The organism is Oleidesulfovibrio alaskensis DSM 16109 (assembly GCF_000482745.1).
Lineage (GTDB): Bacteria > Desulfobacterota > Desulfovibrionia > Desulfovibrionales > Desulfovibrionaceae > Oleidesulfovibrio > Oleidesulfovibrio alaskensis.
On the sequence record NZ_AXWQ01000004.1, the window covers coordinates 80,919 to 106,518 of the forward strand.

The window sequence follows — 25,600 nt, forward strand, 5'->3', positions numbered from 1 at the left end:
CCCTCTGGCGAGTTGCCGGACTAGCAGCATCCGGTGATATTCCGCCGGAACAAAAAAAGGGCTGCCGTAAGGCAGCCCCGCTGTATTCTGTCAGCCCAGTGTTACCACTGTTTTTTACGCTGTTCTTCAAGCGCCCTGGCCTGCTCTTCAAAAGAAGCGAAACCAGCCTGATGCATGGCATCAGTGACTGTGGCGTTCCAGTCCCACGATGCGTAGATAACCGGCTTGTGGAAAACAGCACGGAAGTTTTCAAGCTCCTGCCTGTAGAACTTCTCTTTAGGTGTCTCTATGCTTTCACGCAGCTGTTCGTGCAGCCTGCGCAACTCACCGTCGTACCATTCCATAAGGTCTTCGGCGTTCTTGTACTTTTTAAGAATATGACCATAGCCGTTCTCTTCCAGCAACTGGCGCAGGGTGGCAAGATACTGCCTGCGCAGCCAGTCACCCAGCTTGCTGGTGGGGATGTTTTCAGCCTCCACCGCAGCCATGTCGTGTTTGGTCTGGAAGTAGGTGTCAGGAACAACCGAGGCAGAGGTGATACCTGCCACGGCTACGATACCGCGCAGAATCTTGCTGTTGGAAACGCCCTGCCCGCAGAAACCGACCTTTTTGCCGTATTTCTGCCCGGTGAATATGGTGACCAGAATAGCCCACACCACAGCCGGATCTTCTTCGTCGTAGATATGTCCGAGGCGGGCGTTGTCACGGTCCGTGGCAAGCACCATCTGGGTCATATCGTTGGAACCGATGGAAAATCCGTCAAATTCCTGAATGAACTGCTTGGCCATGATGGCGTTGCTGGGAATTTCGGACATAAGAATGATCTTAAGTCCGTCCACACCGCTCTTCAGCTTGTGCACCTGTTCAAGATAGCGGCGCATGGAGCGCGCTTCTTCAAGAGTACGCACAAAAGGCAGCATGATCATCAGGTTGGTACCGCCGAAGACTCCGCGGGCCAGCTTGAATGCCTCAATTTCCCAGTCGTGCAGATTACGCGAAACACCGCGGAATCCGAGCATGGGGTTATCTTCCACATGCTCGAACAATGAACCGCCCAGCAGGTTCCGGTATTCGTTGGATTTAAAGTCAGTGGTACGGTAGATGATTTCCTTACCGTGGAACGCCATGGCAAACAGCGCCAGCCCCTGTGCCAGCGTCTGAACATAGTGTTCCTTGCCGGTACGGAAGCCGCGGGAACGGATAAGATCGCGGATTTTTGAAGGAACAGTCCGCACTTCTTCCATTTCTTTCAGCAGGCCGCTCTTTTGAGCCACTTCAAGACGCAGGGCCTTGATGCGTGTCAGCACGTCCTTGACCATGGCTGCATCCGCCACCTTCTCCGCCATGCTCTTTACGGTGCCTTCAATTTCGGCACGACGCTTGACGGTATCAGGTTCTTTGCCGACCAGCAGAGCCAGTTCGTCATCATATCCCATGACAACGCGGATATGGTCTTCAACATCCACAGATGTTTTCAGCACATCCAGACGGCGGGTGGCAAGCTCCACATGCTCATCAAGCTTGTGGTCGAGTTCGCGCATGCGCCGGTGCATGGCAAGCACTTCTTCCGTGCCGCGCACGTTCTCACGTTCGGTCAGCTGCTGAATTTCTGCCGCCAGTCCAGTCAGTACGCCTACGTATTCACGCAGCTTGAGATCAAGCCCTATGAGACCGGCCCCCAACTGATCACGCAGCACTTTGGTAAGGCGAGCTTCCAGTTCTTTCAGCTTGGCGGCAACAACGATGTCCAGCTCGCCGTTGTCGTACGCTTCCAGCGCCTGAGGGTGAACACTGATGTTACCCAGCATGAATTCGGCACGCAGCAGGCCAACTTCAAATCCGGCCACGTCGCGCAGACGGGAAAGGAACATGGCCTGTCCCACGTCGGCAAGAATAAGGCCGACCTTGGCCTTTGTGGCAGGCAGCGTGCTGACATCCATCTCTCCGCCTACTTCTTCGAGCGGAAGCATACCACGGTATACTTTGCCGCGAGTACCGTCGACGGTCACTTCCTGACCGTCAAGAGAGCGGAGAATCTCAAGGCGCTGAATACCGATAACGGCAGGAATGCCCAGTTCGCGCGAGGTAATGGCCGCGTGGCTGGTATCGCCGCCCACGTCGGCCAGAATGGCCGAGGCGATGCGCATACCCGGCACCATATCGGGGTCGGTACGTTCTGCAGCCAGCAGGTCACCCTTGTTGATTTTGTTCAGTTCCAGAGCGGAACGCAGATATTTGACCGTTCCCTGCCCTGCACCGCGGGATGCACCGTTGCCTTCCAGAATGACTTCGGCGTTGTTGGCAGCCTTTTCATTCACTTCAAGCCGGCGCATGAAAATGGTGTGCGGGTGCTTTTCGAACTCTTCATTCCAGCGGGTTTCAGGACGGGCCTGCACAAACCACAGACGGTCGGAACTGTCGATGCAGAATTCCGTGTCCATGATCATGCCGCCGTAGGCTATGCTGATACCACGCACGCCCTTGGCCACGGCTTCTGCCTGAGCAAGAGAAAGCGACCAGCGGAAGGCTTCGTTTTCAGGTACGGAAACCATCTTGGTTCCGCCCTTCTCGTCATTGACGATTTTTTTGTCCTTGCAGCCCATCTGGCGGATGACAACTTCCTGCCCGTCACCCCGCTGAAACACATAAAACTTGTCGGGAGTGACCATGCCGCCCACAACAGCCTCGCCCAGACCGTAGCTGGCATCGATGGACACCAGATCTTTGCGCGCGGTTCCGCGGCACCCTGTGGCGGTGTCGGCACTGAAGGCGGTACCGGAAATGACAGGGTTGACCATACGCATGATGCATACGGAAAGAGAGGTGTTTTCAATTGCCCACTCTTCCTTGGCCGTTGCAGCTATGGATTCGTCGCCGGTCGCTTCTGCACGGGCCATGGCATCAAGAATGGCCTCGCGGCGGTATGTCATGCTGCGCAGGTTGTATGCAGAGGCACAGTCCCAGTGATAAGCGTCAACGGCCTGACTTTCACCGACAATATTCAGATAGGTGTCCTGCAGACCGGCAAAAGCTTTTTTGCGCGAATCTTCACCCGCAGCCGAAGAACGCACGGCCACTGCCACATTCTCCACGCCTGCTTCCTTGCAGATGGCGTTGTATGCTTCACGCACACAGGCCGCCACTGCCTCGGGCAGATCAACAGATAAAATGGCAGCCTGAACAAGCAAAGAACGCTTGCGCAGCTGGTCAATCCCCTCGGGGGAAGTTGCGAAACCTTCCACCACGTTATTGATGAAGGTTCGGGTCTTGAGCATGTTCTGCGCACCGGAAGCGGCCGCTTTCTGGCGGATTTCATTGGCCAGATTACGAACGAACTTCTTGAGGAACTCCGGATCCCGGTTGATCTCGGTGTCATTCCAGTCGATGCTGTTGTACTCTTTATCCAGAACACTGCGAACCAAAGACGCGTTTACCTTGGTTTCATCCAGCAACTTATGAAAAGCCACGGAAGAAATGGCACGGAACTGTGGGCTCCGGACGCCTTCCACCTGACTGATGATGGCGGTGTTGTAGTTTTTCCCGCCCACAAGCAATTCTGCATCTTCACCTATGGCGGTAATCTCGGCGCCTGTCAGCACCAGCTTGTTAGTCAGGGCAGTGGTCTCAGCTTTAGCCTTCTGGCTTTTCACTTCAGCCTTGGGCTTGTCTGCCTGAGCTTTGGCCATTGTCTCTCCTCCTATGGGGGATGAAAACACCCAGCCTGCCACATAGTTTTTTCTGCGGCTGGGCATACCTCGAGTCAAATCCCGGTCACGCGTATTGAAAGGCGGAAAACCGCCGGCCCGGGCCGAACGGTTTTCCATACCTTATCTGCATTATACGCTGGTACTCTGCCAGTCAATGAGGCGACGCAAAAGCCTAGGCTTTGCACGCACAGTCAAGCTTGTCGCCGCAATAGGGACAAAAACCGACACCCTCTATGGTGATGGGATGACGGCATTTTTCATTGGGACACAACGTGGGAACAGGCCCCAGCTCGACAATCAGCTCGCCTCCTTTTACAGGTACCATCTGCTTGTTTTCCTTATAGTCGGCGGTCCTCAGCACACGCCTGACCATACCATCCACAGGAGCAAGCACGGCCTTTTCCTGCTTCATGATGGAAATATTGAACAGTTCCTCACCCTTTTTCACATAGTCGCCGGGGTGCACATACATCACCCACAGGTCGCCGTTGGAAGGCGCAGCCACATGATAGGCATTGGCGGGGTCGGCCTTTTCCAGCCCCTGTACATCATCGGCATGGGGTTCGGCCACCTGAATGTCCACACTCATGATTTCCGAATCAAGCACATAGCGCACAACGCTCATGCCGCTTTCATCCGGCAGTGAAATGCTGAGAATGGTCATCTGGTGAGGCTTTCCGTGCGAGTCGGTAAAGTTCAGCTCTCTGCCCGGTTCAATCCCTTCAAACCAGACATGCAGCGGCAGATTGTTAGGATCGCCGAACTGCTGACGCAGCTGAATGGTCGCCACGGCATCGCCCGGATGGTTCAGATACATGACGAACTCTTCATCCGTGGGCTTGCGGCGGATAATATCCACAAACCCCCGCTCTTCAGCGGCAAGATCCATGTCTTCCACAAACTCCAGCGGAGAAGTTTCGGTGCGGCAGTTCACAGCACGCTGCCACTCGTTGCCAAAGGCGCTCTGATACACCCAGTCAGCGGGAAAGCCCAGCGGCAGCTTACCGTATTTGCCCATCAGCAAATCACGGAAAGCATCATTGCTGTCCTGATACAGGGCAAGACGGGCTTCTTTCATTTCCGAGGAGAGATCCGCTTCGCTGTGACGTGTCACGTTGTCCAGCACTTCCAGAAGGTAGCGCACTTCCTGCTCGCCGCCGCGCTTGTAGGCGCTGGTTACCGCCAGAAACGCCGTGTTCCACGTAATCTGCGAGCCGGGTGTCACATCATGATACCGCACTATTTTCCGGGTTCCGGCAAGGAACTTGAGCATATACGGCAGCAGATGGATGTAGCCCTGCTTCATGGCGCCTTCCTGAGAAGAGGAAGTGGCGCCGCCGGGCATGGCGTGTTCCACCACATCGTAGTCGATACCCTGAAAATAGGGCGCCGTGTAGCGGTCATAATAGGGCATGATCTGCTTGAGAACAAAATTGCAGCTGCGGATCATCTCTTTATTGAGATTGGTCTTAAGCCCCAGTTCGTCTTCAATATAAGCAGCCGTGGACAGCACCTCACCCTGACCGTACCAGCGGACGGAAGCGCCTATGGCCGTATCGACGATATGCGCGCCTGCCTTGGCAGCAGCACCTACGGCAGGAACGAAAAGCCCGTCCGTAAAGTGGCGGTGATAATGCAGCACAAGCTGAGGCCACGCCTTGCGCAGAGCCGTGACAAGCTCCGTCATGAAACGCGGCGGGCAAACGCCGGCCATGTCCTTCAGTCCAAGAATGATCATGGAAGAAGCCTTGGCAGAGCTTACCCCCGCCACGTCCGCCACCATGCGCAAAATGGCTTCCGTCACCTGCAGATAATGCGGAACATCGAAGCCTCTGGCCCAGGAAAGAGATATGGCAGGTTCGAAAACCACGCCGGAACGGTTGAGAGCCACTTCCGCAAACGGACGCATGTTGTCGACATGGTTCAGGAAGTCAAAACACCGGATAATCTGGTAGTGGTCACAGATCATCTCTCCGGTCAGACGCATGAGATTGCGCGGCTGCGGCTTGTACCCCAGAATGTTTGTCGAGCGGATAAGAATCTGCTTGGCCGTTTTGGGGGCAAACTGATTCCAGTGCGCCGCTTCGGTAAACGGATAGGTCATGTTGGCCAGCATGGCCACATGGAAGTGTGCCCCCCCGCCGTTTTCAAGCGAGAAGAAATTACAGTTGTCAAGATACGGCCCGATGAGCGCATCTTCCGCAAGACGGAACCGGTTGCCGCTGTTGGACTGCGTTATGTCACGGGCTGTGGTGTCGGTAAAATGCACATAACCTGAGTCTCTGACCATATCCAGCAGAGCTGCTCTGTCTCCCACAGGATACGGCGAAGCTGCCTTGCGCACTCTGGATGTAATTTCGGGCAGCACAGGCCTGAAATCAGGCATGCGCGGAGTCTCGCGGGTGCGGTACTCATCAAGCTTCACATGCGGGTTATATCCCTTGGCCGAAATTTCGGCCACCAGACGGGCCAGACGTTCGGCTTCCGGCTCCAGATCGGTATAACACATGAGTTCAGGCGTGCGGGCAATGAAATTGGTATCAAAATCCGCATCAAGAAACTTGGGATGCTTCACAATCTGCTTGAAAAACGGAATCGTCGTCTTGATGCCGCCCACAACATACTCACGCAGTGCCCGGTTAAGGGTAGCAAGAGCTTTTTCCCACCCTTTGCCGTATGCGATGAGCAGTGAACCGGCAGAATCATAGTTCGAGGGGAATTCGTATCCGGCGGAAAGGTTGGAGTCCAGACGGATGCCGGGACCGCCCGGTGACACATACCGCGTGACCAGCCCCGCGTTGGGCGCAAAGTCGTTCTGGGGGGACTCGCAGTTGATGCGCACCTGTATGGCATGCTGCGTGGGAACCATGTCGTCTTCTTTAAGACGCAGCTGCGCACCGAAGGCGACAGCAATCTGCTCTTCCACCAGATCGATGCCGTACCGGCATTCGGTGATTCCGTGCTCCACCTGCAGGCGGGTGTTCACCTCGATAAGATACGGAGTACCGTCGTCTGTAACCAGAAACTCCACCGTGCACAGCGAGTAATAGCCTACTTCCTGCACAAGCTGACGCGAGTAGTCTTTCAGCCTTGCACGCAGCTCAGGAGTGATGCCCTTCCACGGAGAAGGAGTGATTTCGATAAGCTTCTGGTGATTACGCTGCACCGTGCAGTCGCGTTCGTCAAAGGCGAACACATTGCCGTGCATGTCGGCGATAACCTGAATTTCGATATGCCGTACAGAAGGCAGGTATTTTTCCACATACAGCCGGGGGTTGCCGAACGAAGCCTGAGCCATGGTCGACGCTTTCACAAAAGCGTCTTCAAGCTCATCCTGCGACTTGATGAGGAATATGCCACGTCCGCCGCCGCCGCCTTCGGCCTTGAGCATGACGGGAAAGCCGATTTCTTCAGCTATTTTTCTGCCGGTGGGCACATCAACGGCGCCTTCCGAACCGGGAACAACAGGAATGCCGAGCTGTTTTGCCAGCCTGCGCACCTGCACCTTGTTCCCGAGCAGATTCATGGCCTCTGCCGTAGAGCCGATATACAGCAGTCCTGCCTCGGCACAACGGGAAGGAAACCGCGGATCTTCGGAAGAAAATCCCCAGCCCGGATGAATCGCGATGATGCCCCGCTGCTTGGCCAGTCTGATGATTCTGTCAATATCGAGATATGCTCTGGGATCGGATCCGAGCAGCAGAAGCTCCTGCGCTGCGGAAGCGGCCGGAGAGGTCTTGTCGATATCGGTTGCCGTCATCACGGCGACCGCATCAAAGCGTTCGCGGATAGAACGGCAGATACGCCGGGCGGGAATCCCCCGGTTGGCAACCAGAATAGGCTTGCCTTTCACCTCTTCCAAAACCTGATTGAACGTCTTGATAGCCATTCACTCCTCGTACTCAACAAAACAACCGGAGCCCATTGCATAGACGACCGGGGTTACAACGATCACTAGAGTTTCATTCAGGCACGACGGTGTCATGATATAGGGGAAAGACTGCAGGAGTGGAGGACCTGCTCCCGACCGGACAGGAGTACGCGCAACGCTCCATCATGGCTCAAGCCCATTAACCTGCCCGGACAGCTCCCTAAATCACTCCCGTGTATCATCACAACACGGCCTACCCAGGCAAGATACGCTTCCAAGCGACTGATCAAGCCATCTTCACTGAAGCGAAGAACCTCATTACGGTAGCAAAAAAAAGCACGGTCGACAAGCTGTCGCCACAATTCAAAAGGCGCGAAATCGAAACCCCTTGCAGCCAATCCGCAGGCGGGCACCGCAGCCCCCTCACGCAGGCAGTCTGCCCGGGGAAAGTGCGCTACATTTATACCTATTCCCACAAGCAGCGCACCGTTGCGATCTTCCAGCAGAATTCCTGCCATTTTGCAGTCGTCCAGCAGCAGATCATTGGGCCACTTCATGCGCACATCAATACCGCACATTTCAAACGCTCTGGCAAACACATAGCCCGCAACCAGCGAAGAAAGCGAATCAGGATAGTTTGAAGCGGCGGGAAAACGCAGCGCAGCATATATGTTGCCTGCCGGCGACACCCACTGACGGCGCATCTGGCCTCTTCCTAACTGCTGCGAAACTGCAAGCACACTTGTCCACACCGGCAGTTCTCCGGCAGCGTGCAACGCATGAGCGGCATCCAGTGAAGACCCCACTCCGTCGCAGATGAAAACCGCACCGCAACCGGGGCCACCGCTGGTGGCATATCCTTCATAAACTTCATTGCGGCACGGCTCAAAAGCGGGCAAAAGCCGCACGTCACGCTGCCAGAGGGCATGCGCTCCCCCGAGGGCCTCAGGGGCAAGAGGACGCATGCTGCAGCCCTGCAGCTTTGAAAGAATGTACACGGGAAAGGACATTACCACCTCATTCATACACGGAAAAAACACCCTGCGCGCAACGCCGCGGCCCTTTTGTGCCGCGGCGATATATGGTACCGGAACCTATGCAGACATTCCTTGTAGGCGGTGCGGTCCGCGACATGCTGCTGGGCAGAACTCCCCGCGAATACGATTATGTATTTTCCGGGTCGCTTGAAGAGTTTCTGCTGCGGCATAAAACAGCCCGCAGGGCCGGTACACAGTTTTCCATAGCCATCTACAACGGGCTGGAATTCGCCCCCATGCGCGGAAAGACCATACATGAGGATCTGGCTTCGCGCGACTTCACCGTCAATGCCATGGCGCTTGACGCCGACGGCAGACTGTTTGCCCATCCTGAAGCCCTGCGGGATCTGGCACTGCACAGACTGTCGCCCGCTTCATCTCATGCCCTTGCGGACGATCCGGTACGGCTGTTCAGAGCCGCAAGGTTCACAGCCGCCCTGCCCGGTTTTCACATTTCCGCAGACCTGAAGCGCGCCATGCGTACAGAAGCCGGTTCCGGCAAAATAATGGATGCAGCTCCGGAACGTATCGGCAGCGAAATTCACAAAGTACTGCACAGTGCACGGCCCGGCAACTTTCTGCGGACACTCAACGAGGCTGACTGCCTGACCGCATGGCTGCAGGAGTTCGCCCCTGCTGAAGAGGATGCAGCCGCGCTGCACCGTACGGCAGATATCATGGACAGAGCGGCAGGCGTGCCCATGGCTGTATGGATGGCTCTGTGCCACGATTTGAACACAGGCGCAACGCAAAGTCCGTTACCCGCCGCAGCCCCAACGCCGGTGCGGAAACAGCCGCAGCACCATGCGGCAGCTCCGGCAGCCCGCAGATTCGCCATGCGCATCAAGGCCCCGAATTCCTTTGTACGCGCTGCCGAGGTGGCCGCTTCATGCCACAAAGAAGGCATGCATTACCCCGCACTTAAGGCTGAAAGCCGTGTTTCGCTGCTCATGCGGCTGCATCTCGCCGCATTACTCGATGATTTCTTTACCTTCATCCTAGCTGTCACCGGCAGTGACTTTCGCAGACCGGCAGCGGAAGAACTCGATATCCTGCTGCGGGTAAAACTGCCCCCGGACCAGCAGGGACGGGGGCCCGAATCGGGACGCCTGCTGCACCGCATGCGCTGCGAGGCACTGCAGAGCCGTTGAACAGAGTGCTGCCCCGGCGCAATGCCGCCTCCGTACGCAGCCAAAGACAGCCATACCCCAAACGGCAGGTACCGGTCCGCAGAAAAGCCGGCTGAAAAGATGCCCCTTCTTTTTCCCAGTGTCACGCGCACCGCACGGCCCATCCTGCTTGACCGCCGCCCTGCTTTGGTGCAGACAAACAGTTTACGTCCGTTTCAGTACGGGCATCCTGCTATATCTCGGTAGACATATTAATTTTCTGGAAAGCGCCAGAGGGAGACAACGGCATGATTTATGATGTGGACCGCGAAACACTGCCGCGGGAAGAGCTTGAAGCTCTTCAGGTGAGGCGTCTGAAAAACCTTTGTGAACGGGTTTATGCGAATGTGCCCCATTACAGACGCAAGTTTGACGAAGCGGGAATAACCCCTGCGGACATCAAAAGCCTTTCCGACCTCAAGTATCTGCCGTTTACCGAGAAGCAGGACCTACGCAACAACTATCCTTACGGCCTGTTTGCCGTGCCAAAGGAGCACATCGTGCGCCTGCACGCCTCCAGCGGCACCACAGGCAAAGCCACTGTAGTGGGCTATACCGCGCGCGATCTCAACAACTGGGCTGAAATGATGGCACGCAGCTTCACCGCGGGCGGACTTTCCAGCCGCGACCTGATCCATAACGCATACGGTTACGGCCTGTTCACGGGCGGGCTGGGAGCGCATTACGGTGCCGAAAAGCTCGGCGCAACGGTCATTCCGGTATCCGGCGGCAACACCAAAAGGCAGGTGGTTCTGCTGCGCGATTTCGGGGCCACAGCCATCTGCTGTACCCCTTCGTACAGCCTGTATCTGTACGAAGCCGCGCTGGAAGCCGGCATCGACATGCGCGAACTGCCGCTGCGCATCGGTATTTTCGGCGCAGAGCCGTGGACCGATGAAATGCGCCACGACATCGAACAGAAAATGGGCATCTCGGCCGTCAACATATACGGTCTGTCAGAAATCATGGGGCCGGGAGTCTCCATGGAATGTGAAGACGCCAAAGACGGCATGCACATATGGGAAGACCACTTCCTGCCTGAGATAATAGACCCCGTCACGGGCGAACAGCTGCCCGCCGGACAGCAGGGCGAACTGGTCATCACCACGCTGACCAAAGAAGGCATTCCGCTTATCCGTTACCGCACACGTGACATCAGCATGCTGAATTACACCCCATGCTGCTGCGGCAGAACCCATGTACGTATGAAGCGTGTCATGGGCCGCAGCGACGACATGCTGATTATCCGCGGGGTCAATGTATTCCCCTCGCAGATCGAGTCCATTCTGCTGGAAACTGAAGGAGCCTCTCCGCACTATCAGATAGTTGTCAAACGGGATGGCAATCTGGATATCATGGAAGTGCATGTTGAAGTTTCGGAAAATCTGTTTTCGGACGAAATCAAAAACCTCCAGCGGCTTGAAAGCCGCATTCAGAAAACCATCAAGGAATTCCTCGGCGTCACAGCCAGGGTACGCCTTGTGGACCCCCGCTCGATCCAGCGTTCGGAAGGCAAAGCCAAACGGGTTCTCGACCTGCGCAACGAATAACATTCCGGCAGCTCGGCCATAAAAAAGGGAAGCATCTGCTTCCCTTTTTTATGGCCGCATGACAGCAGCCGGTAAACGGACAACACGGTCATTTTTTTCTGGCCGGCGGCCGGATATGGGCCATGACCCGTTCATAAGCCCGGCGTGACTCTTCAGTCTCCATGTCAGGAACAGTGTCCCTGTCAACCAGCATGATGGCCTCGCACGGGCACATTTCCACACAGGCAGGCTCAAGCCCCACATCCCGTCTGGAAGCACACAGGTCACATTTTTGCACCGTGACACCGAGATCAGTGGCAAAAAAAGCGGCATACGGACACGCCAGAATACAGTTGCGGGTTTCGCACCCGCGGCACAGCAGCGGCTGCAGCACAACGGCTCCGTCTCTGTCACGCATCAGCGCCCCGCGGTTGCACACTTTCATGCAATGTGCCTGTTCGCAGTGCTTGCAGTACAGAGGAACCATGATGCCTTCAACTGTACGAGTCATGGCTATGCGCGGCGTATCGTACAAAAATTTACAGACAGCCTCGCAACTTTCACAGCCGATACAGCGGCTGTAATCAATAAAAAGAGTTTTCCCTTCACAGGACATTACATTGAGCCTCCGGGCTATGCTGGCTAGGGGACAATTCTGTCCTCGTCGTATCTGTATTCGCCCTCGCGGTTCTGCGCCTTCAGGTCAAGCCAGTTGGTCAGTGATCGCGAAGCCCGCAAACCGCTGTAGACAGCCTTGCCTATCTTGCTGGGGCCTGTCAGCACATCTCCGGCGACAAACACGTTCTCTATACTGGTCATATGAAGCCAGCGCACTTCGCCTTTGCGTACGTTTTCTAGCCCCAGTTCCTGCTGAAAGGGAGGAGTGGGAATTTCACCGATGGCAGTTATAAGCATGTCCACATCCAGATGCTCCGCCTCGCCGGTCATACCGTTGGCAAGCTCCAGCCGCTGCACGCCGCATTCACCTTCCACCCGCAGCGGTGTGCGCCGCTCAAGCCATTCGGCGCCCATCTCGCAGATGCGGTCAATCTCGAAACTGCCGCAGGGGGCCTCGCGGGCTGTCCGTCTGTATATCATGTATATTTTGGCGGCACCAAGCGCATGGGCACTGTCCACCACGTCAACGGCGGAATGACCGGCACCGACCACAGCCACGCGCTTTCCGCGCACATCGGGCATGGTGACATTGGGCGAGGCATATTTTGCCGCCCTGATGGGAAACAAAAACTCAAGGCCGGAATGCACTCCCGCCAGATTTTCCCCGGGAATACCGAGCTTTCGGGACTTCCATGAACCGGTACAGATCATGACCGCATCATGCTCTTCCACAAGCTCGCCGAGGCCGCGGATATCACAGGAAAAGTGATCGCCTTCCTCTTCATGCAACGGAGCACTGCAGCATATTTTTGTCTTTGTGCGGAACACAACTCCGAACTGCCGTTCCATGCGCCGCACACCTGCCCGGATACGTTCAGGCGGAATACGCTTTCTGGGAATGCCGAACACCATCAATCCTCCGGGTTGCGGCAGTTTATCGTACACCACAACCTCGTATCCCAGACAGGCCAGATATCCGCAGGCGGCAAGTCCGGAGGGGCCTGCACCTATAATGCCCACTTTGCGGCCGTTGGGCGGTAGCGGGGATTTTCTTAAAAAAGCAAAATTCATGGGATTGGACATAAATTCTCCGTACTGCGCCGTTTATCATGGGTCAAAACGACTGATCGGCCATACAGTATATCCAAGCAGCGGGCATGCGCAACCCCGCGCCGTGTGCTCTTGTCATCGGCGAAGGGGAATGATACTGAAATGAAAAGAGAAGAGGACGCCCCTGTGCGTTTATGACATACAACTCAAACGGGACTGACCAGCCATGAAAGTCGAACAGATCTCTGTTTTTCTCGAAAACAAGGCAGGCCGTCTGGCCGAAGTGACAAACGCTCTTGCCGACGCAAACATCAACCTGCGTGCGCTGTCACTGGCAGACACCTCGGACTTCGGCATCCTGCGCATGATTGTGGCCGACCACGAGAAAGCCAAACAGGTACTGAAAGACAAAGGCTTCACCGTGGGCCGCACCACAGTTGTCGCTGTGGAGGTTCCTGACCAGCCCGGCGGGCTCAACGATATTCTGCAGACCCTTTCCGACAGCAAGGTCAATGTGGAATACATGTATGCCTATGTACAGCCCGGCGGCACCAACGCCGTGCTCATTTTCCGGTTCGACAGAACCGATCAGGCCATTGAAGTGCTTACCGGCAAAGGCTTTACCGTCATTCCCGGTGACAAACTGTACAACGGGTAACACCGACGAGCACACGCATCATCAACGGGCCGGAACACTCCGGCCTTTTTTTATTCACGGAGCATGTATGTCCCCGCGCAACCAGAACATCCGGCCGGTCAGAAAGGCGGAGAACCGCTGGCGCATCTACCCGGTCGGTACCATGAGAGTACCCGTGGACATTTTTGCTTCGGAAGCTCTCATATCGGTCATGGATACGGAAACAATACACCAGCTGACAACTGCAGCCAGTCTGCCCGGTGTCGCCGGTTCCGTCATATGCATGCCCGATGCCCACTCAGGTTATGGATTTCCCATCGGGTGTGTGGCCGGATTCTGTGCCGGTAAAGAAGGAATTATTTCCGCCGGCGGTGTGGGATACGACATCGGGTGCGGTGTGCGCACTCTGCTGACAGATATACCTGCCGCAGAAGTGTATGCGCGGCGCGGCGAAATTGCGGACGCTCTGTTCCGTGCCATTCCAGCGGGGCTGAAAGGAAGCAGTCATATTTCGCTTAACGCATACGAAATAAAACAGATATTGCATGAAGGCGCCGCATGGGCCGTACGCAACGGCATGGGCGAAAAGGAGGACTTGTGGCATACAGAAGAAAACGGCTGCGTTGCCGGAGCTGATGCAGCACAGGTCTCGACCGAAGCCCGGCAAAGACTCACCGGCCAGCTGGGTACTCTGGGGTCAGGCAACCATTATCTTGAAATCCAGATTGTCGACAGCATCCACGATACCGCTGCAGCGGCGCATTTCGGTCTTGCAGAAAACCAGATTGCCATCAGCATCCACAGCGGCTCACGGGGCACAGGACACCAGATTGCCACTGACTACATAAAAGCCATGCAAAACGCCCTGCCCGACGGCCACCCCGCACCGGATCCTTCTCTGGCTTACGCCCCGCTGACATCAGACCTCGGCCGCCGCTATCTGGCCGCCATGAAAGCCGGCCGGAACTGCGCGCTGGCTAACAGGCAAACCATTGCCCACATGGTGCGCAAAACGTTTCTGCGGTTGTTCCCCTCCTGCCGTATCACCCAGCTGTATGATGTTTCGCACAACACCTGCAATGAAGAACACCACGTCATCGAGGGCCAGAGCAGACGGCTTTTTGTACACCGCAAAGGAGCCACTCGTGCTCTGCCTTCCGGCCATGCAGCCCTCGGCCCCCTGTTCGATGCAACGGGACAGCCTGTGCTTGTGGGCGGCAGCATGGGCACAGCATCATGGATATTATGTGCCGCCCGGGGAGCAGAGGCCAGCATGTACTCGGCCAATCACGGCGCCGGCAGACTGCTCAGCCGCGCTCAGGCACGCAAACGCCAGCAACCCCGCAGTCTTATGGATGCACTGAAGCATGCCGGAATCTCGGTAAGAACACACAGCCCGCAACTGCTGGCGGAAGAGGCTCCCTTGGCCTATAAGGATGTGGACCATGTGACTGATACGGCCTGCGCGACAGGCATTGCCCGCAAAGTGGCAAGACTGCGCCCTCTGATCTGCATAAAAGGATAACGACATGACACAGCTCGTAACAGGCTGCACACTCGACTGTCCGGACTGCTGCTCCATGGTGGCCGTACCCCGGCAAGACGGCACCCTGTCCATACAGGGCAATCCGGCACATCCTTTTACTCAGGGGCTCATCTGCGGCAAAGGAAAAAACTTCGTACAGCGCCTGCAATCGTCCGAACGTATCACAACGCCTCTTGTGCGCCGCAACGGTACGCTCCGCAAAGCTTCGTGGGACGAAGCGCTGTCTGTATGTGCCGCGAAAATAGATGCCCTGCGCGCCACCCCGGAAAAAATGCTGCATATACGGGGTGCAGGAACCCGTGGAGTTCTCTTCGACGCCGCGGGAGAACTGCCCGCCCGCCTGCGTATGGCTGCCACGCACGGCTCGCTGTGCGACGAGACAGGTATCGAAGCGTGCAAGGCTGACTTCGGTTCGCTGAATATGAACCATCCCCACGATCTTTTTAATGCAGACCACATTGTAAACTGGGGACGCGACATTTCACGCTCGTCGGTTCATCTGGCAAAAATTGTCAATGAAGCCAGAAAAAAGGGAACACAGGTTCTGCTCATAAGTCCCTGCCCGTCAGGCGCCGCAGGCTATGCCGACGAAGTTATCACAGTACGCCCGGGTACAGACCGCTTTCTGGCCGCCGCGGCGGCCAGACGACTGCTGACGCGCCCCGGTTTCCGTCAGCGCCTTTTACGCTGTTCTGCCAATGCAGACGCATACCTTGCCTGCCTTGACGCCATGGATGAACACGCCCTGCTGACGGCGTGCGATGTATCAACCGCCGCTCTGGAAAAACTGACAGACTGGTACGCCGACACGGATGCCGCTGTATCAACCCTGCTGGGATGGGGGCTGCAGCGCTACATACGCGGCGCCCAGAACGTCAGGCACATAAATGCCCTTGCCATGATAAGCGGCCATATAGGAAAAAACGGCGCCGGTGTTTTCTACAACATATCGTCGTCACGGAACTTCAACCGCCAGTGGATGCAGGATCTTCCGGAACCTTCGCGCAGGTTGAGTCTGCCGCGCATAGGGCAGGAGCTTGCCGGTGCAGCCCCCCCTGTGGAGCTGGTACTGTGCAGGGGCATCAATTTCGTCAACCAGTGCCCTGATTCACACACCACAGCAGCGGCTCTCCGGCATGCATTTGTTATTGTCCTCGATGCATTTATGAACGATACAGCCGCACTGGCAGACGTCCTTCTGCCGTGCAGCCTGATGCTGGAACGGGAAGAAATAGTCGGATCCTTCATGCACAACCAGATAAACTACTGCGCACCGGTGTTTCCGCCGCCCGGTGAATGCCGCGACGACTTTGACATACTGGATGAGCTGGGCAGCAGGCTTTCTGAACCGGTGCGTCTGCCGGACAGAGAGACATGCCTGCGTCGCGCGCTTGATTCCCCGCTTCTGCAGACAACGCTTTCCCGTCTGCGGCAGGAGGGATTCGCCACCGCCGAACACCCGTTCATCGCATATGAAGGTATGCGTACAGACCATCAGGATGGCCTGTTCCATTGTGTCGCCGAACTTTCACCTGACAAGGAAGATTCCGGAGACTACCCGTTTTTCCTGCTGACCCTCATAAGCCGCAACACACTGCATTCACAGATTCCTGCCGGGATGCAACAGGGCCTGCCGGAACTTGCCGCAGCGCCTTGCGCGGCACAGGCGGCGGGCATCGCAGACGGCGAAGCTGCTTTACTTTGCACACCCGGCGGCCAGATGCAGGTCACCGTCCGCTTTGATCCCGCTATTCATCCTTCCGCCGTGCGGTTGCGGCGCGGTGGCTGGGTCAGCCGCGGCTGGGGGGCCAACGGGCTTACAGCCCCGCTGGTTACAGATGCCGGAGAAGGCGCGGCCTTCTACAGCCAGAAAGCCGCTATCAAAAAGTTGCAGGCAGAGCCGCCGCACCCGCAGGCATAAAATGTAATTCTTCCCTGCTCGGTATGGAAATGCGCATGCCGTTCAGCACCGAATAATAAAAAACCCCGCTCCGGAAAGGAGCGGGGATAAAAGCAGCACAAGCTCAGCAAGCATATCTGGCCGCCACCGGCATGCGCCAGCCCGAACCGAACGCCCTGTCAGTGACCTTGAGGCCGGGCGGTGCCTGACGCCGTTTGAATTCCGCCCTCCGGACAAGCCCGATGATGCGGCGTACCGTTTCAGGATGGTGTCCCGCCGCCACAATGGCGGCCATCCCCTGCTTCCGCACGATATGCCGTTCCAGCACATCATCCAGAACGGCATAGTCAGGCAGCGAATCTACGTCCTTCTGGTCGGGCCGCAGCTCCGCAGAAGGAGCCTTTTCCAGAACAGCGCGGGGAATCACTTCAAAACCGCGGACGCTGTTAAGCCAACGGCACACGGCGTACACCATGGTTTTGGGCAGGTCGGCTATCACGCCGAGCCCACCTGCCATGTCGCCGTAAATGGTGCAGTACCCCACGGCCAGCTCGGACTTGTTACCTGTGGTCAGCAGCACTTTGCCGAATTTGTTGGACATGGCCATAAGAATATTGCCACGGATACGCGACTGGATATTTTCTTCTGTCACATCGGCATCCAGCCCTGCAAAAGATTCAGAAAGAGCAGCATCAAACGAGCGCATCAGCGGTTCAATGGGCACAACGCGCGAGCGTATGCCCAGATTTTGCACCAGTGCAACCGAATCATCCACACTGCCTCTGCTGGAATACGGAGAAGGCATCATCACGCCGAGGACATTTTCCGGCCCCAGTGCTTCGGCGGCGATGCAGGCCACCAACGCCGAATCAATACCACCGGAAAGCCCCAGCACCGCACCTTTAAAGCCGCATTTGGCAGCATAGTCGCGCGTACCCAGCACCAGAGCCTGCCATATCTGGGCCTCGGGCTCCGGAGCGTCAGGTGCGACAGCACCGGCCGACGCGGCGCAGGCATCCGCCAGCAACACCTCGGGAACAAACCCCGCAGCGCGGGCCAGCAACGTGCCGTCGGCGCCCATCACCATACTTTTGCCCGCAAAAATCAGATCGTCATTACCGCCGACCTGATTCACATACACCACGGGAACACCAATACGCGCCGCCACGGCACCCAGCATGGACTCACGTTGCGCCTGCTTGCCCAGCGAAAACGGAGAAGCCGAAAGGTTCACCAAGAGGTCCACACCTTCCGAGGCGAGTTCCGCCACGGGATCATGGGGATAGCGTCTGTGCTCTCCCCAGTACTCCTTGTCATTCCATATATCTTCGCAGATGCTTACGCCCACACGGTATCCGTCCACGGTGACCAGACCGCACCGGTGCCCCGGGGTGAAATACCGGCGTTCGTCGAACACATCATACGTGGGCAGCAGCACCTTGGAGCCTGCAACCTCCGCAACGCCGTCACGCAGCAGCACTGCCGCATTGCGCACGGTATCGGGATAATCGCCGGCTGCTGCCACGGGAGCACCGACCAGCACCGGACAGCAATCCGCAAGCTCCTGCGCCAGCCTGTCCAGATGGCCGCGGCAGGCGGAGATAAATTCGTCCATCAGCAGAAGATCGCGGGGGGGATACCCGCACAAAGCCAGCTCGGAAGTCACGCACAGCCGGGCACCCCCTGCACTGGCGCTTCGCACCGCACCGGCAATGGCAGACGCATTGGCTGCAAGATCACCCACCACGGGGTTCAGTTGTAACAGAGCGATACGCATCTACAGCATGTCCGACATGGTATACAGTTTACCGGGTCTGTTCTGCGCCAGCCACTTTGCGGCACGGATAGCCCCTGCTGCAAAGGTTTCACGCGAATGGGCCTGATGGGTCACTTCGATGCGCTCGCCGGGACCCAGAGCATAGACCGTGTGTACGCCGACCACATCTCCGCCGCGAATGGTCTGAATGCCTATTTCCTCGTGCGGACGTTCTCCGATGATACCTTCACGGTGATAATTGGCCACCGTGTCCAGATCCCATTTCCGGGCTTCCGCCAGACATTCGGCAAGGCGCAGTGCCGTCCCGCTGGGAGAGTCTTTCTTTTTGTTGTGGTGCAGTTCCACCATTTCCAGATCATACTGTTCGCCCAGCAACGTTACCAGCTGGGGCAGAATTTTCAGCAGCACATTAACCCCCACACTCATGTTGGGAGCCCAGAACACGGGAGTCTGCAATGCGCAATCCGCAAGTTCGGCTTTCTGCTCTTCGGTGAAACCCGTTGTGCCGATGACCAGCCCGCTGCCGTGCCGCGCACACGCCCGCGCGTTATGCACGCTGGCTTCCGGTGCGGTAAAATCGATGACCACGGCATCGGGCAGTCCGGGCAGCAGTTCCTCCAGCGTTCCGGCCACCTGACAGCCCAGATGTTCCAGTCCTTCACGGCGGCCTTCGCGTTCGACCACACCGGCAAGACGGCATTCTCCGTCAGCACGCACCATACCGGTAATGGTTGTGCCCATACGCCCGCCGGCACCCATCACAATAACGGAAACACTCATGACGTCCTCCTCGCTCTGGCGCCTACTGCACGCGCAGCAGACTGTTTTCATAGTCATCTGCAGCCTGTCCGGAAATTTCTTCAGACTCTGATGCCTGCCTGATGAATTCATCTTCCGTCAGAACCGTTATTCCCAGTGAACGGGCTTTTTCCAGCTTGCTGCCGGGCTTGTCTCCGGCCACAAGTATATCAAGTCTGGCGGAAACGCCGCTCATGACGGCTGCCCCCGCTTTTTCTGCCATAGCTTTGGCTTCAGAGCGTGTCATACGCACCAGCGAACCGGTAAAAAGAATTTTTTTGCCCGCAAGCGGTGTCACCGGCGTGCTGTCACCTGCAGGCTGCTGCTCCTCGGGCCACAGACCAAGATTCTTGAACTGCTGCAAAAGCTCCCTGTTCTGCCCGTTGGCAAAAAAAGCTCGTATGGAACCGGCCACCTCGCCGCCGATATCACGCAGAGACTGCAATGTCTCCTGATCGGCACGCATCAGTTCGTCCATATTGCCGAAACGGGCGGCAAGCGTTCTGGCAGTCTGTTCACCCACATGGCGGATACCCAGCGCGCAGATGAAACGCTGGAGCGTGGATTCGTGACGTGCCGAATCAAAAGCCTCTATAAAATTGGAAGCCAGTTTTTCGCCCATGCGCTCCATGCCCAGCAGGTCCTCCCGCGTAATGCGGAAAAGATCAGCCGGAGAAACCACCCTGCCGCTGTCCACCAGCTGCTCAATCCACTTGCGACCCACTCCGTCTATGTCCAGACCGGCCTTGGAAACAAAATGAATGATTGCCTGCTTGCGCACGGCAGGGCACTGCATATTGGTGCAGCGCCAGGCGGCCTCCCCTTCGCCGCGCACGGCAGCACTGCCGCAGACAGGACACACGGCAGGAAAAACATACTCACGTTCAGCTCCGGTGCGTTCTTCCGGCACCGCGCGTACCACTTCGGGAATCACATCCCCCGCCCGCTGCACAATGACAACATCGCCCAGCATAAGGCCCTTGGCACGTATTTCATCTTCATTATGCAAAGTGGCGCTGGAAACAGTCACCCCGCCCACAGTCACCGGCTCAAGCTCGGCCACAGGCGTCATCACACCGGTCCGCCCCACCTGAATTCTGATGTCCTTAAGGCGGGTACGCGCCTGATGCGCGGGAAATTTAAGCGCAATGGCCCAGCGAGGAGCCCTGGCCGTAAACCCCAGAGCCTCCTGCAGGTCAAGGTCGTTCAGCTTGGCGACTACGCCGTCTATTTCAAACGGCAGTTCATGCCGCGCGGCAGAAAGCTCGGTAAAAGCGGCTTCCACATCTGCAGGCGCAGCGCACAGTCTGCCCTGAGAAGGTACGGCAAACCCAAGCTCCTGCAGTCCCCGCATTATGTCATATTGGGTCCGCCAGCGCTGTCTGCCGTCCGCCCAGACAACCTGCCCCACGCCATATGCCATGAAACGCAGAGGGCGCGCCGCCGCCACGGAAGAATCCAGCTGGCGAACAGAGCCTGCGGCGGCATTGCGGGGGTTGGCAAACAGTTTGCCCCCCTTCTGCTGCTGCCGCGCATTAAGCGCTTCAAAATCGGCGCGGGTGATAATAACCTCTCCACGCACTTCAAGCCGCACGGGTGCTTCAATTTCCGGATTCAGCCGCATGCGGACATTGCGTACCGTGCGCATGGTGTGGGTCACATCTTCCCCCATGCTGCCGTCTCCGCGGGTCACAGCCAGCGAAAACACTCCATTTTCATAAACAAGTTCCATGGCCAACCCGTCCATTTTGGGGTCAACCCAGAATTCAAGCGGAGCATCAGGTTCCAGCCGGACAACGCGCTCGACAAATTCGCGGAACTCTTCAATACCGAATGCGTTATCCAGACTGTACATGCGCAGGGAGTGCTCACGGGGCTTCAGTCCGTCTAGTATCTGCCCGCCAACCTTATGCGTGGGCGACCCCGGATGGATATGCTCAGGGTGTTCCTCCTCCAGCCGCACCAGTTCCCTGAAAAGGGCATCGTACTCCGCATCGGATATTTCGGGCTCATCCATCACGTAGTACCGGTGACCGTGATACTCCAGCAAAGTGCGCAGTTCTTCCATGCGCTGTTCAACCTTGGCCGAATCCTGCTTCACAGGTGCTCCTCGTCTGTCCACTGCCGCTTCATATCCTGAAGCAGCTCGTTGTATTGCGGGCCAAGCCGGGCGGTAAGGTATTCATTTTCCGCCCGCGCCGCCGTCTCTAAAAAACCGCTCACTGTTCTGGCCGTGGAATGATATGCGTGCTGCACAACAATGCCGTTGTCCACCACCACCGCCCAACCCGCACGGTGTGCGCAAAGCGAAAACCAGATATCCACCCCGTATCCGTAGGGGTTGCCGGCATAGTCCACGCCGCCGGTCTGCCGCCAGCAGTCAATGCTGATAACCGGTGCGATACCGTCTACATACGCAACCCGCCGGAACTGGTAACGGGGGTCGGCAACCATATGCTCATGGTAAGGGCTGCGCACCACGGCAGGCGCCCACACCCCTATAGCACCGGTACGCCGCTGCATGCGGGCCATACGGGCTTCCGCCCGCGCCAGCAGCGGCGGGCGCGTGTCAAACATGATATCGTTGTTCAAAAACCACAGGTGCGTGTAGCCGAGCCCCATGACAGACGCAAGAGTGTATTCCAGCGCCCCCGCCCAGTACAGGTTTTCAGAGGTCCGCTGCCATGCGCCGCAAAACGGTTCCGGTGCGCAGTTGTCCAGTACCATGATATCCGCCGCCCGCTGCGGATCGGCCGCCAGCATCTGCTGCTGCAGACGCATGGTCAGCTGCGGGTTGCCATAGTGCAGTATAACAGCCGCAATGCGCATGGCGTGCTACAAAATCTCCTGAAACGACGCAAGATTATCTTCTGAACCGACCACGATAAGCGTATGTCCCGCATTGATGACAAAATCGGAAGCAGGATTGAAATGCATGGTGCCGTCCACATCTTTCACTGCAATGACAATAAGATTGAACCGCGCGCGGATGCCGGAATCCATCAGTGCTTTGCCCACAAGCCCGGAAGATGCCGTGATCAGCAGTTCCTCCATCTGGATATCCATTTTGCCGCCGCGCTGGGTCAGCTCGACAAAGCTTGTAACGGTGGGACGCAGCACTGACTGCGCCATGCGCAGACCGCCTATGCGATGCGGCAGCAGCACCTTGTTGGCGCCTGCCTGCATCAGCTTGCTTATGTGCGACTCCGCTCCGGCACGGGCCACTATGTGCAGGTCGGGGTTAAACTGACGGGCGCTGAGAACCACATAGACATTGGCAGAGTCCAGCTCCAGCGCGGCTATCAGGTTGGTCGCATTGCGGATATTGGCCTCTTCAAGAACCTGGTCGGATGTGGCGTCGCCTGCGATGTGCAGAATGCCTTTTTCATCCAGTTGCGTCACACTTTCAGGGTTCTGTTCGATGACCACCACCGAGCCGCCTTCATGCATGATCTCTTCCGCCACCACCCGGCCTATTCTGCCGTAACCGCAAACAATACTGTGCCCTTTGAGTCTGGCTATGGCTTTGAGCACCCTGCGCCTCCCGAAAGCCTTAAATAATTTACCTTCCACAAGCATCTGCGAAAACGCCCCGAGAATGAACGCAAAGTTGCCCACACCGGTCAGAATAAGCAATGTGGTCAGAATACGTCCCTGCGTGGACATGGGATGTACTTCCTGAAAGCCAACCGTGGACAGCGTGATAACCACCATGTAGCAGCTGTCCCAGAAATCCCAGCCCTCGATGTGCATATATGAGAACACCGCCGCAAAAAAGACCAGAAACATGGTCAGCTGGCTGAACACCAGCGGCCAGAATGTCCCTACCCTGTTGCGGAGGCGTATTATACGCACACGTAACGTCTTCTCGTCCATGCACTGTGTTCCGTATAAAGATTCAGAAAAGCTCAATCCTGCTGCAGCAGCCGTTCGCGCAGCATACGTATTCTGTCGCGCAGTTCAGCTGCCTTTTCAAATTCAAGATCGCGCGCCGATTCCCGCATCTCGCGTTCAAGACGCTGGATAAGACCGCCCAGTTCCTCTGCGCTGATGCCGTACGCCGTGGTGTCCTCCGCAGCGGTCTGGGCCGGTGCAGCCTGCCGTCCTCTGCCCTTGCCCCTGCCTTTGGCAGCAGCAGACCGGGCATCGGAATACAGCGTGTCAAACGGCGTCTCAAGCGATTTACGGACGCTCACAGGCTCTATGCCGTGCTCCTCGTTAAACAGGCGCTGCTTTTCACGTCTGCGTTCCGTTTCCTGCATGGCCGCCGCCATGGAACGTGTCACGCTGTCGGCATACATGATAACGCGGCCGTCCACATTGCGCGCGGCGCGGCCGAATGTCTGAATAAGCGATCCGGTGGAGCGCAAAAAGCCCTCTTTGTCGGCATCCAGAATGGCCACCAGAGAAACTTCCGGAATATCAAGACCTTCACGCAGCAGGTTAATACCCACAAGCACATCAAATTCTTTACGACGCAGCGCCTGAATAATAGCCATGCGCTCCATGGTATCGATGTCGGAATGCAGATACCGCGCACTCACGCCCATGGATGTCAGGTATTCTGTCAGGTCCTCCGCCATGCGCTTGGTCAGCGTGGTTACAAGCACCCGCTCATCCCGTGCCGTTCTGGAGCGGCACTCGGTCATCAGGTCTTCCATCTGGCCTTTGGTCGGCCGCACTTCAGTCAGCGGATCAAGCAGACCTGTGGGCCGGATAATCTGCTCGACAACAATGCCCTCGGACCGGTCAAGCTCCCATCTGGACGGTGTGGCCGAAACATAGACAACCTGATTGAGCCGCTTTTCAAATTCGCTGAACTCCAGCGGACGGTTATCCAGCGCGGAAGGCAGGCGGAAGCCGAAATCAACCAGCGTCTGCTTGCGCGACCGGTCGCCTTTGTACATGGCGCCCACCTGTGAAACGGTAATGTGCGATTCATCCACGAACAGAATGAAATTATCGGGAAAATAATCAAGCAGACACGCCGGAGGCTCTCCCGCCGTGCGGCCGTCCAGATGGCGGGAATAGTTTTCAATACCGGTGCAGTAGCCCATTTCCTCAATCATTTCAAGATCAAGCATTGTTCGCTGTTCGAGTCGCTGCGCCTCCACCAGTCTGTTCCCCTGCCGGTATTCTTCCAGCCGTAGACGCAGTTCTTCCCGAATATCGGAGACGGCTCTGTTCAGGTTGTCTCTGTCGGAAACATAGTGGCTTGCAGGATAAATCACCGTTTTGCCCACATCGCCCAGCACATTGCCGGTCAACGGGTCGATTTCTTTTATGGAATCAATTTCGTCGCCGAAAAACTCCAGCCGCAGCGCCCGCTCGTGGTGATAGGCGGGAATGACTTCCAGCACGTCTCCCCGGACACGGAATGTACCGCGGTGAAAATCATAGTCGTTGCGCTCGTACTGCACATCGACAAGTCTGCCTATCAGGCTGTCCATGCTCATGTGCTGGCCGGCTTCCACAGGTATGACCATCTTTGCATAGTATTCCGGAGACCCCAGCCCGTAGATGCAGGAAACCGAAGCGATGATGATCACATCCCGTCGTGTAAGCAGGGCGTGCGTTGCGGCATGGCGCAGCTTGTCTATATTGTCGTTGATGGAAGAGTCTTTTTCTATATAGGTGTCGGAAGTCGGCACATAGGCTTCCGGCTGGTAGTAGTCATAATAGCTGACGAAATATTCCACGGCATTATGCGGAAACAGCGCGCGGAATTCGTTATACAGCTGTGCGGCCAGCGTCTTGTTGGGAGCAAGAATCAGCGCGGGACGCTGGCAGCGTTCTATGGTATGCGCCATGGTGAACGTCTTGCCAGAACCGGTCACCCCCAGCAGTACCTGATGAGCCACTCCGGCTCTGATGTTGTCACTCAACTGGGTGATGGCCTCCGGCTGGTCGCCTCTGGGCACATACTCCGACTCTATCCGGAAAACGCTATCCTGCATGATT

At 56.9% G+C, this 25,600-nt stretch carries 16 protein-coding genes; 5 read left to right on the forward strand and 11 right to left on the reverse strand.

Annotation, left to right across the window (positions count from 1 at the left end; translation table 11 throughout):
* Positions 1–101: 101 nt before the first annotated feature.
* From H586_RS0100435 to H586_RS0100445, 3 genes are all read right to left on the reverse strand, one after another.
* On the reverse strand, positions 102–3,686 hold the full coding sequence (locus H586_RS0100435) for a PEP/pyruvate-binding domain-containing protein (protein WP_011367982.1): 3,585 nt from the start codon (positions 3,684–3,686) through the stop codon (positions 102–104).
* A 193-nt stretch (positions 3,687–3,879) separates the two neighbouring features.
* A complete protein-coding gene (locus tag H586_RS0100440; protein ID WP_027181112.1) occupies positions 3,880–7,596 on the reverse strand; it encodes a pyruvate carboxylase in 3,717 nt (1,238 codons plus the stop codon).
* 92 nt (positions 7,597–7,688) lie between these two features.
* Positions 7,689–8,588 (reverse strand): biotin--[acetyl-CoA-carboxylase] ligase, encoded by a 900-nt coding sequence (locus H586_RS0100445; protein ID WP_027181113.1) that lies wholly within the window; start codon positions 8,586–8,588, stop codon positions 7,689–7,691.
* A 71-nt stretch (positions 8,589–8,659) separates the two neighbouring features.
* Between H586_RS0100445 and H586_RS0100450 the strand changes: the two genes are divergently transcribed.
* Together H586_RS0100450 and H586_RS0100460 are read left to right on the forward strand one after the other, a co-directional pair.
* Positions 8,660–9,766 carry a tRNA nucleotidyltransferase/poly(A) polymerase-related protein gene (locus H586_RS0100450; RefSeq protein WP_081701733.1) on the forward strand — a complete coding sequence of 369 codons (1,107 nt, stop codon included), beginning with the start codon at positions 8,660–8,662 and terminating at the stop codon, positions 9,764–9,766.
* Positions 9,767–10,032: 266 nt separating this feature from the next.
* Positions 10,033–11,334, forward strand: a complete 1,302-nt coding sequence (locus tag H586_RS0100460; protein ID WP_011367986.1) for a phenylacetate--CoA ligase family protein — start codon at positions 10,033–10,035, stop codon at positions 11,332–11,334.
* Positions 11,335–11,422: 88 nt separating this feature from the next.
* Here H586_RS0100460 and H586_RS0100465 read toward each other — a convergent pair whose 3' ends face one another.
* Both H586_RS0100465 and H586_RS0100470 read right to left on the reverse strand, forming a co-directional pair.
* The gene (locus H586_RS0100465; RefSeq protein ID WP_027181116.1) at positions 11,423–11,929 is read right to left on the reverse strand and encodes a 4Fe-4S dicluster domain-containing protein; all 507 of its coding nucleotides are present in this window, start codon (positions 11,927–11,929) and stop codon (positions 11,423–11,425) included.
* Between the two features lie 26 nt (positions 11,930–11,955).
* Positions 11,956–13,014, reverse strand: a complete 1,059-nt coding sequence (locus H586_RS0100470; protein WP_011367988.1) for an FAD-dependent oxidoreductase — start codon at positions 13,012–13,014, stop codon at positions 11,956–11,958.
* A gap of 193 nt (positions 13,015–13,207) precedes the next feature.
* Between H586_RS0100470 and H586_RS0100475 the strand changes: the two genes are divergently transcribed.
* The 3 genes from H586_RS0100475 (at position 13,208) to H586_RS0100485 (ending at position 17,085) form a co-directional block, all read left to right on the forward strand.
* The gene (locus H586_RS0100475; RefSeq protein ID WP_011367989.1) at positions 13,208–13,639 is read left to right on the forward strand and encodes an ACT domain-containing protein; all 432 of its coding nucleotides are present in this window, start codon (positions 13,208–13,210) and stop codon (positions 13,637–13,639) included.
* 67 nt (positions 13,640–13,706) lie between these two features.
* A complete protein-coding gene (locus H586_RS0100480) occupies positions 13,707–15,143 on the forward strand; it encodes an RtcB family protein (RefSeq protein ID WP_081701734.1) in 1,437 nt (478 codons plus the stop codon).
* A gap of 4 nt (positions 15,144–15,147) precedes the next feature.
* On the forward strand, positions 15,148–17,085 hold the full coding sequence (locus tag H586_RS0100485) for a molybdopterin-dependent oxidoreductase (RefSeq protein ID WP_027181118.1): 1,938 nt from the start codon (positions 15,148–15,150) through the stop codon (positions 17,083–17,085).
* 103 nt (positions 17,086–17,188) lie between these two features.
* Here the strand turns inward: H586_RS0100485 and H586_RS0100490 are convergent, their stop codons facing one another.
* The 6 genes from H586_RS0100490 to uvrB are packed head-to-tail and all read right to left on the reverse strand — an operon-like array spanning position 17,189 to position 25,596.
* Positions 17,189–18,841 carry an NAD+ synthase gene (locus H586_RS0100490; protein ID WP_011367992.1) on the reverse strand — a complete coding sequence of 551 codons (1,653 nt, stop codon included), beginning with the start codon at positions 18,839–18,841 and terminating at the stop codon, positions 17,189–17,191.
* Entirely contained in the window at positions 18,842–19,621 is a 780-nt protein-coding gene (gene dapB, locus H586_RS0100495; protein WP_027181119.1) for a 4-hydroxy-tetrahydrodipicolinate reductase, read from the reverse strand.
* A 22-nt stretch (positions 19,622–19,643) separates the two neighbouring features.
* Complete coding sequence (gene ligA / locus H586_RS0100500; RefSeq protein ID WP_234702925.1) at positions 19,644–21,707, reverse strand: NAD-dependent DNA ligase LigA; 2,064 nt, start codon at positions 21,705–21,707, stop codon at positions 19,644–19,646.
* 29 nt (positions 21,708–21,736) lie between these two features.
* Entirely contained in the window at positions 21,737–22,468 is a 732-nt protein-coding gene (locus H586_RS0100505) for a glycosyltransferase family 2 protein (protein ID WP_011367995.1), read from the reverse strand.
* Between the two features lie 6 nt (positions 22,469–22,474).
* Complete coding sequence (locus H586_RS0100510; RefSeq protein ID WP_011367996.1) at positions 22,475–23,515, reverse strand: potassium channel family protein; 1,041 nt, start codon at positions 23,513–23,515, stop codon at positions 22,475–22,477.
* 32 nt (positions 23,516–23,547) lie between these two features.
* Complete coding sequence (gene uvrB / locus H586_RS0100515) at positions 23,548–25,596, reverse strand: excinuclease ABC subunit UvrB (RefSeq protein WP_027181121.1); 2,049 nt, start codon at positions 25,594–25,596, stop codon at positions 23,548–23,550.
* Between the last annotated feature and the right edge of the window lie 4 nt (positions 25,597–25,600).

Coding starts and splice junctions, on each gene's coding strand:
- H586_RS0100435 (WP_011367982.1), bottom strand. CDS start 3,686: ATGGCCAAAGCTCAGGCAGACAAGCCCAAGGCTGAAGTGAAAAGCCAG.
- H586_RS0100440 (WP_027181112.1), bottom strand. CDS start 7,596: ATGGCTATCAAGACGTTCAATCAGGTTTTGGAAGAGGTGAAAGGCAAG.
- H586_RS0100445 (WP_027181113.1), bottom strand. CDS start 8,588: ATGTCCTTTCCCGTGTACATTCTTTCAAAGCTGCAGGGCTGCAGCATG.
- H586_RS0100450 (WP_081701733.1), top strand. CDS start 8,660: ATGGTACCGGAACCTATGCAGACATTCCTTGTAGGCGGTGCGGTCCGC.
- H586_RS0100460 (WP_011367986.1), top strand. CDS start 10,033: ATGATTTATGATGTGGACCGCGAAACACTGCCGCGGGAAGAGCTTGAA.
- H586_RS0100465 (WP_027181116.1), bottom strand. CDS start 11,929: ATGTCCTGTGAAGGGAAAACTCTTTTTATTGATTACAGCCGCTGTATC.
- H586_RS0100470 (WP_011367988.1), bottom strand. CDS start 13,014: ATGTCCAATCCCATGAATTTTGCTTTTTTAAGAAAATCCCCGCTACCG.
- H586_RS0100475 (WP_011367989.1), top strand. CDS start 13,208: ATGAAAGTCGAACAGATCTCTGTTTTTCTCGAAAACAAGGCAGGCCGT.
- H586_RS0100480 (WP_081701734.1), top strand. CDS start 13,707: ATGTCCCCGCGCAACCAGAACATCCGGCCGGTCAGAAAGGCGGAGAAC.
- H586_RS0100485 (WP_027181118.1), top strand. CDS start 15,148: ATGACACAGCTCGTAACAGGCTGCACACTCGACTGTCCGGACTGCTGC.
- H586_RS0100490 (WP_011367992.1), bottom strand. CDS start 18,841: ATGCGTATCGCTCTGTTACAACTGAACCCCGTGGTGGGTGATCTTGCA.
- dapB (WP_027181119.1), bottom strand. CDS start 19,621: ATGAGTGTTTCCGTTATTGTGATGGGTGCCGGCGGGCGTATGGGCACA.
- ligA (WP_234702925.1), bottom strand. CDS start 21,707: ATGGAAGAACTGCGCACTTTGCTGGAGTATCACGGTCACCGGTACTAC.
- H586_RS0100505 (WP_011367995.1), bottom strand. CDS start 22,468: ATGCGCATTGCGGCTGTTATACTGCACTATGGCAACCCGCAGCTGACC.
- H586_RS0100510 (WP_011367996.1), bottom strand. CDS start 23,515: ATGGACGAGAAGACGTTACGTGTGCGTATAATACGCCTCCGCAACAGG.
- uvrB (WP_027181121.1), bottom strand. CDS start 25,596: ATGCAGGATAGCGTTTTCCGGATAGAGTCGGAGTATGTGCCCAGAGGC.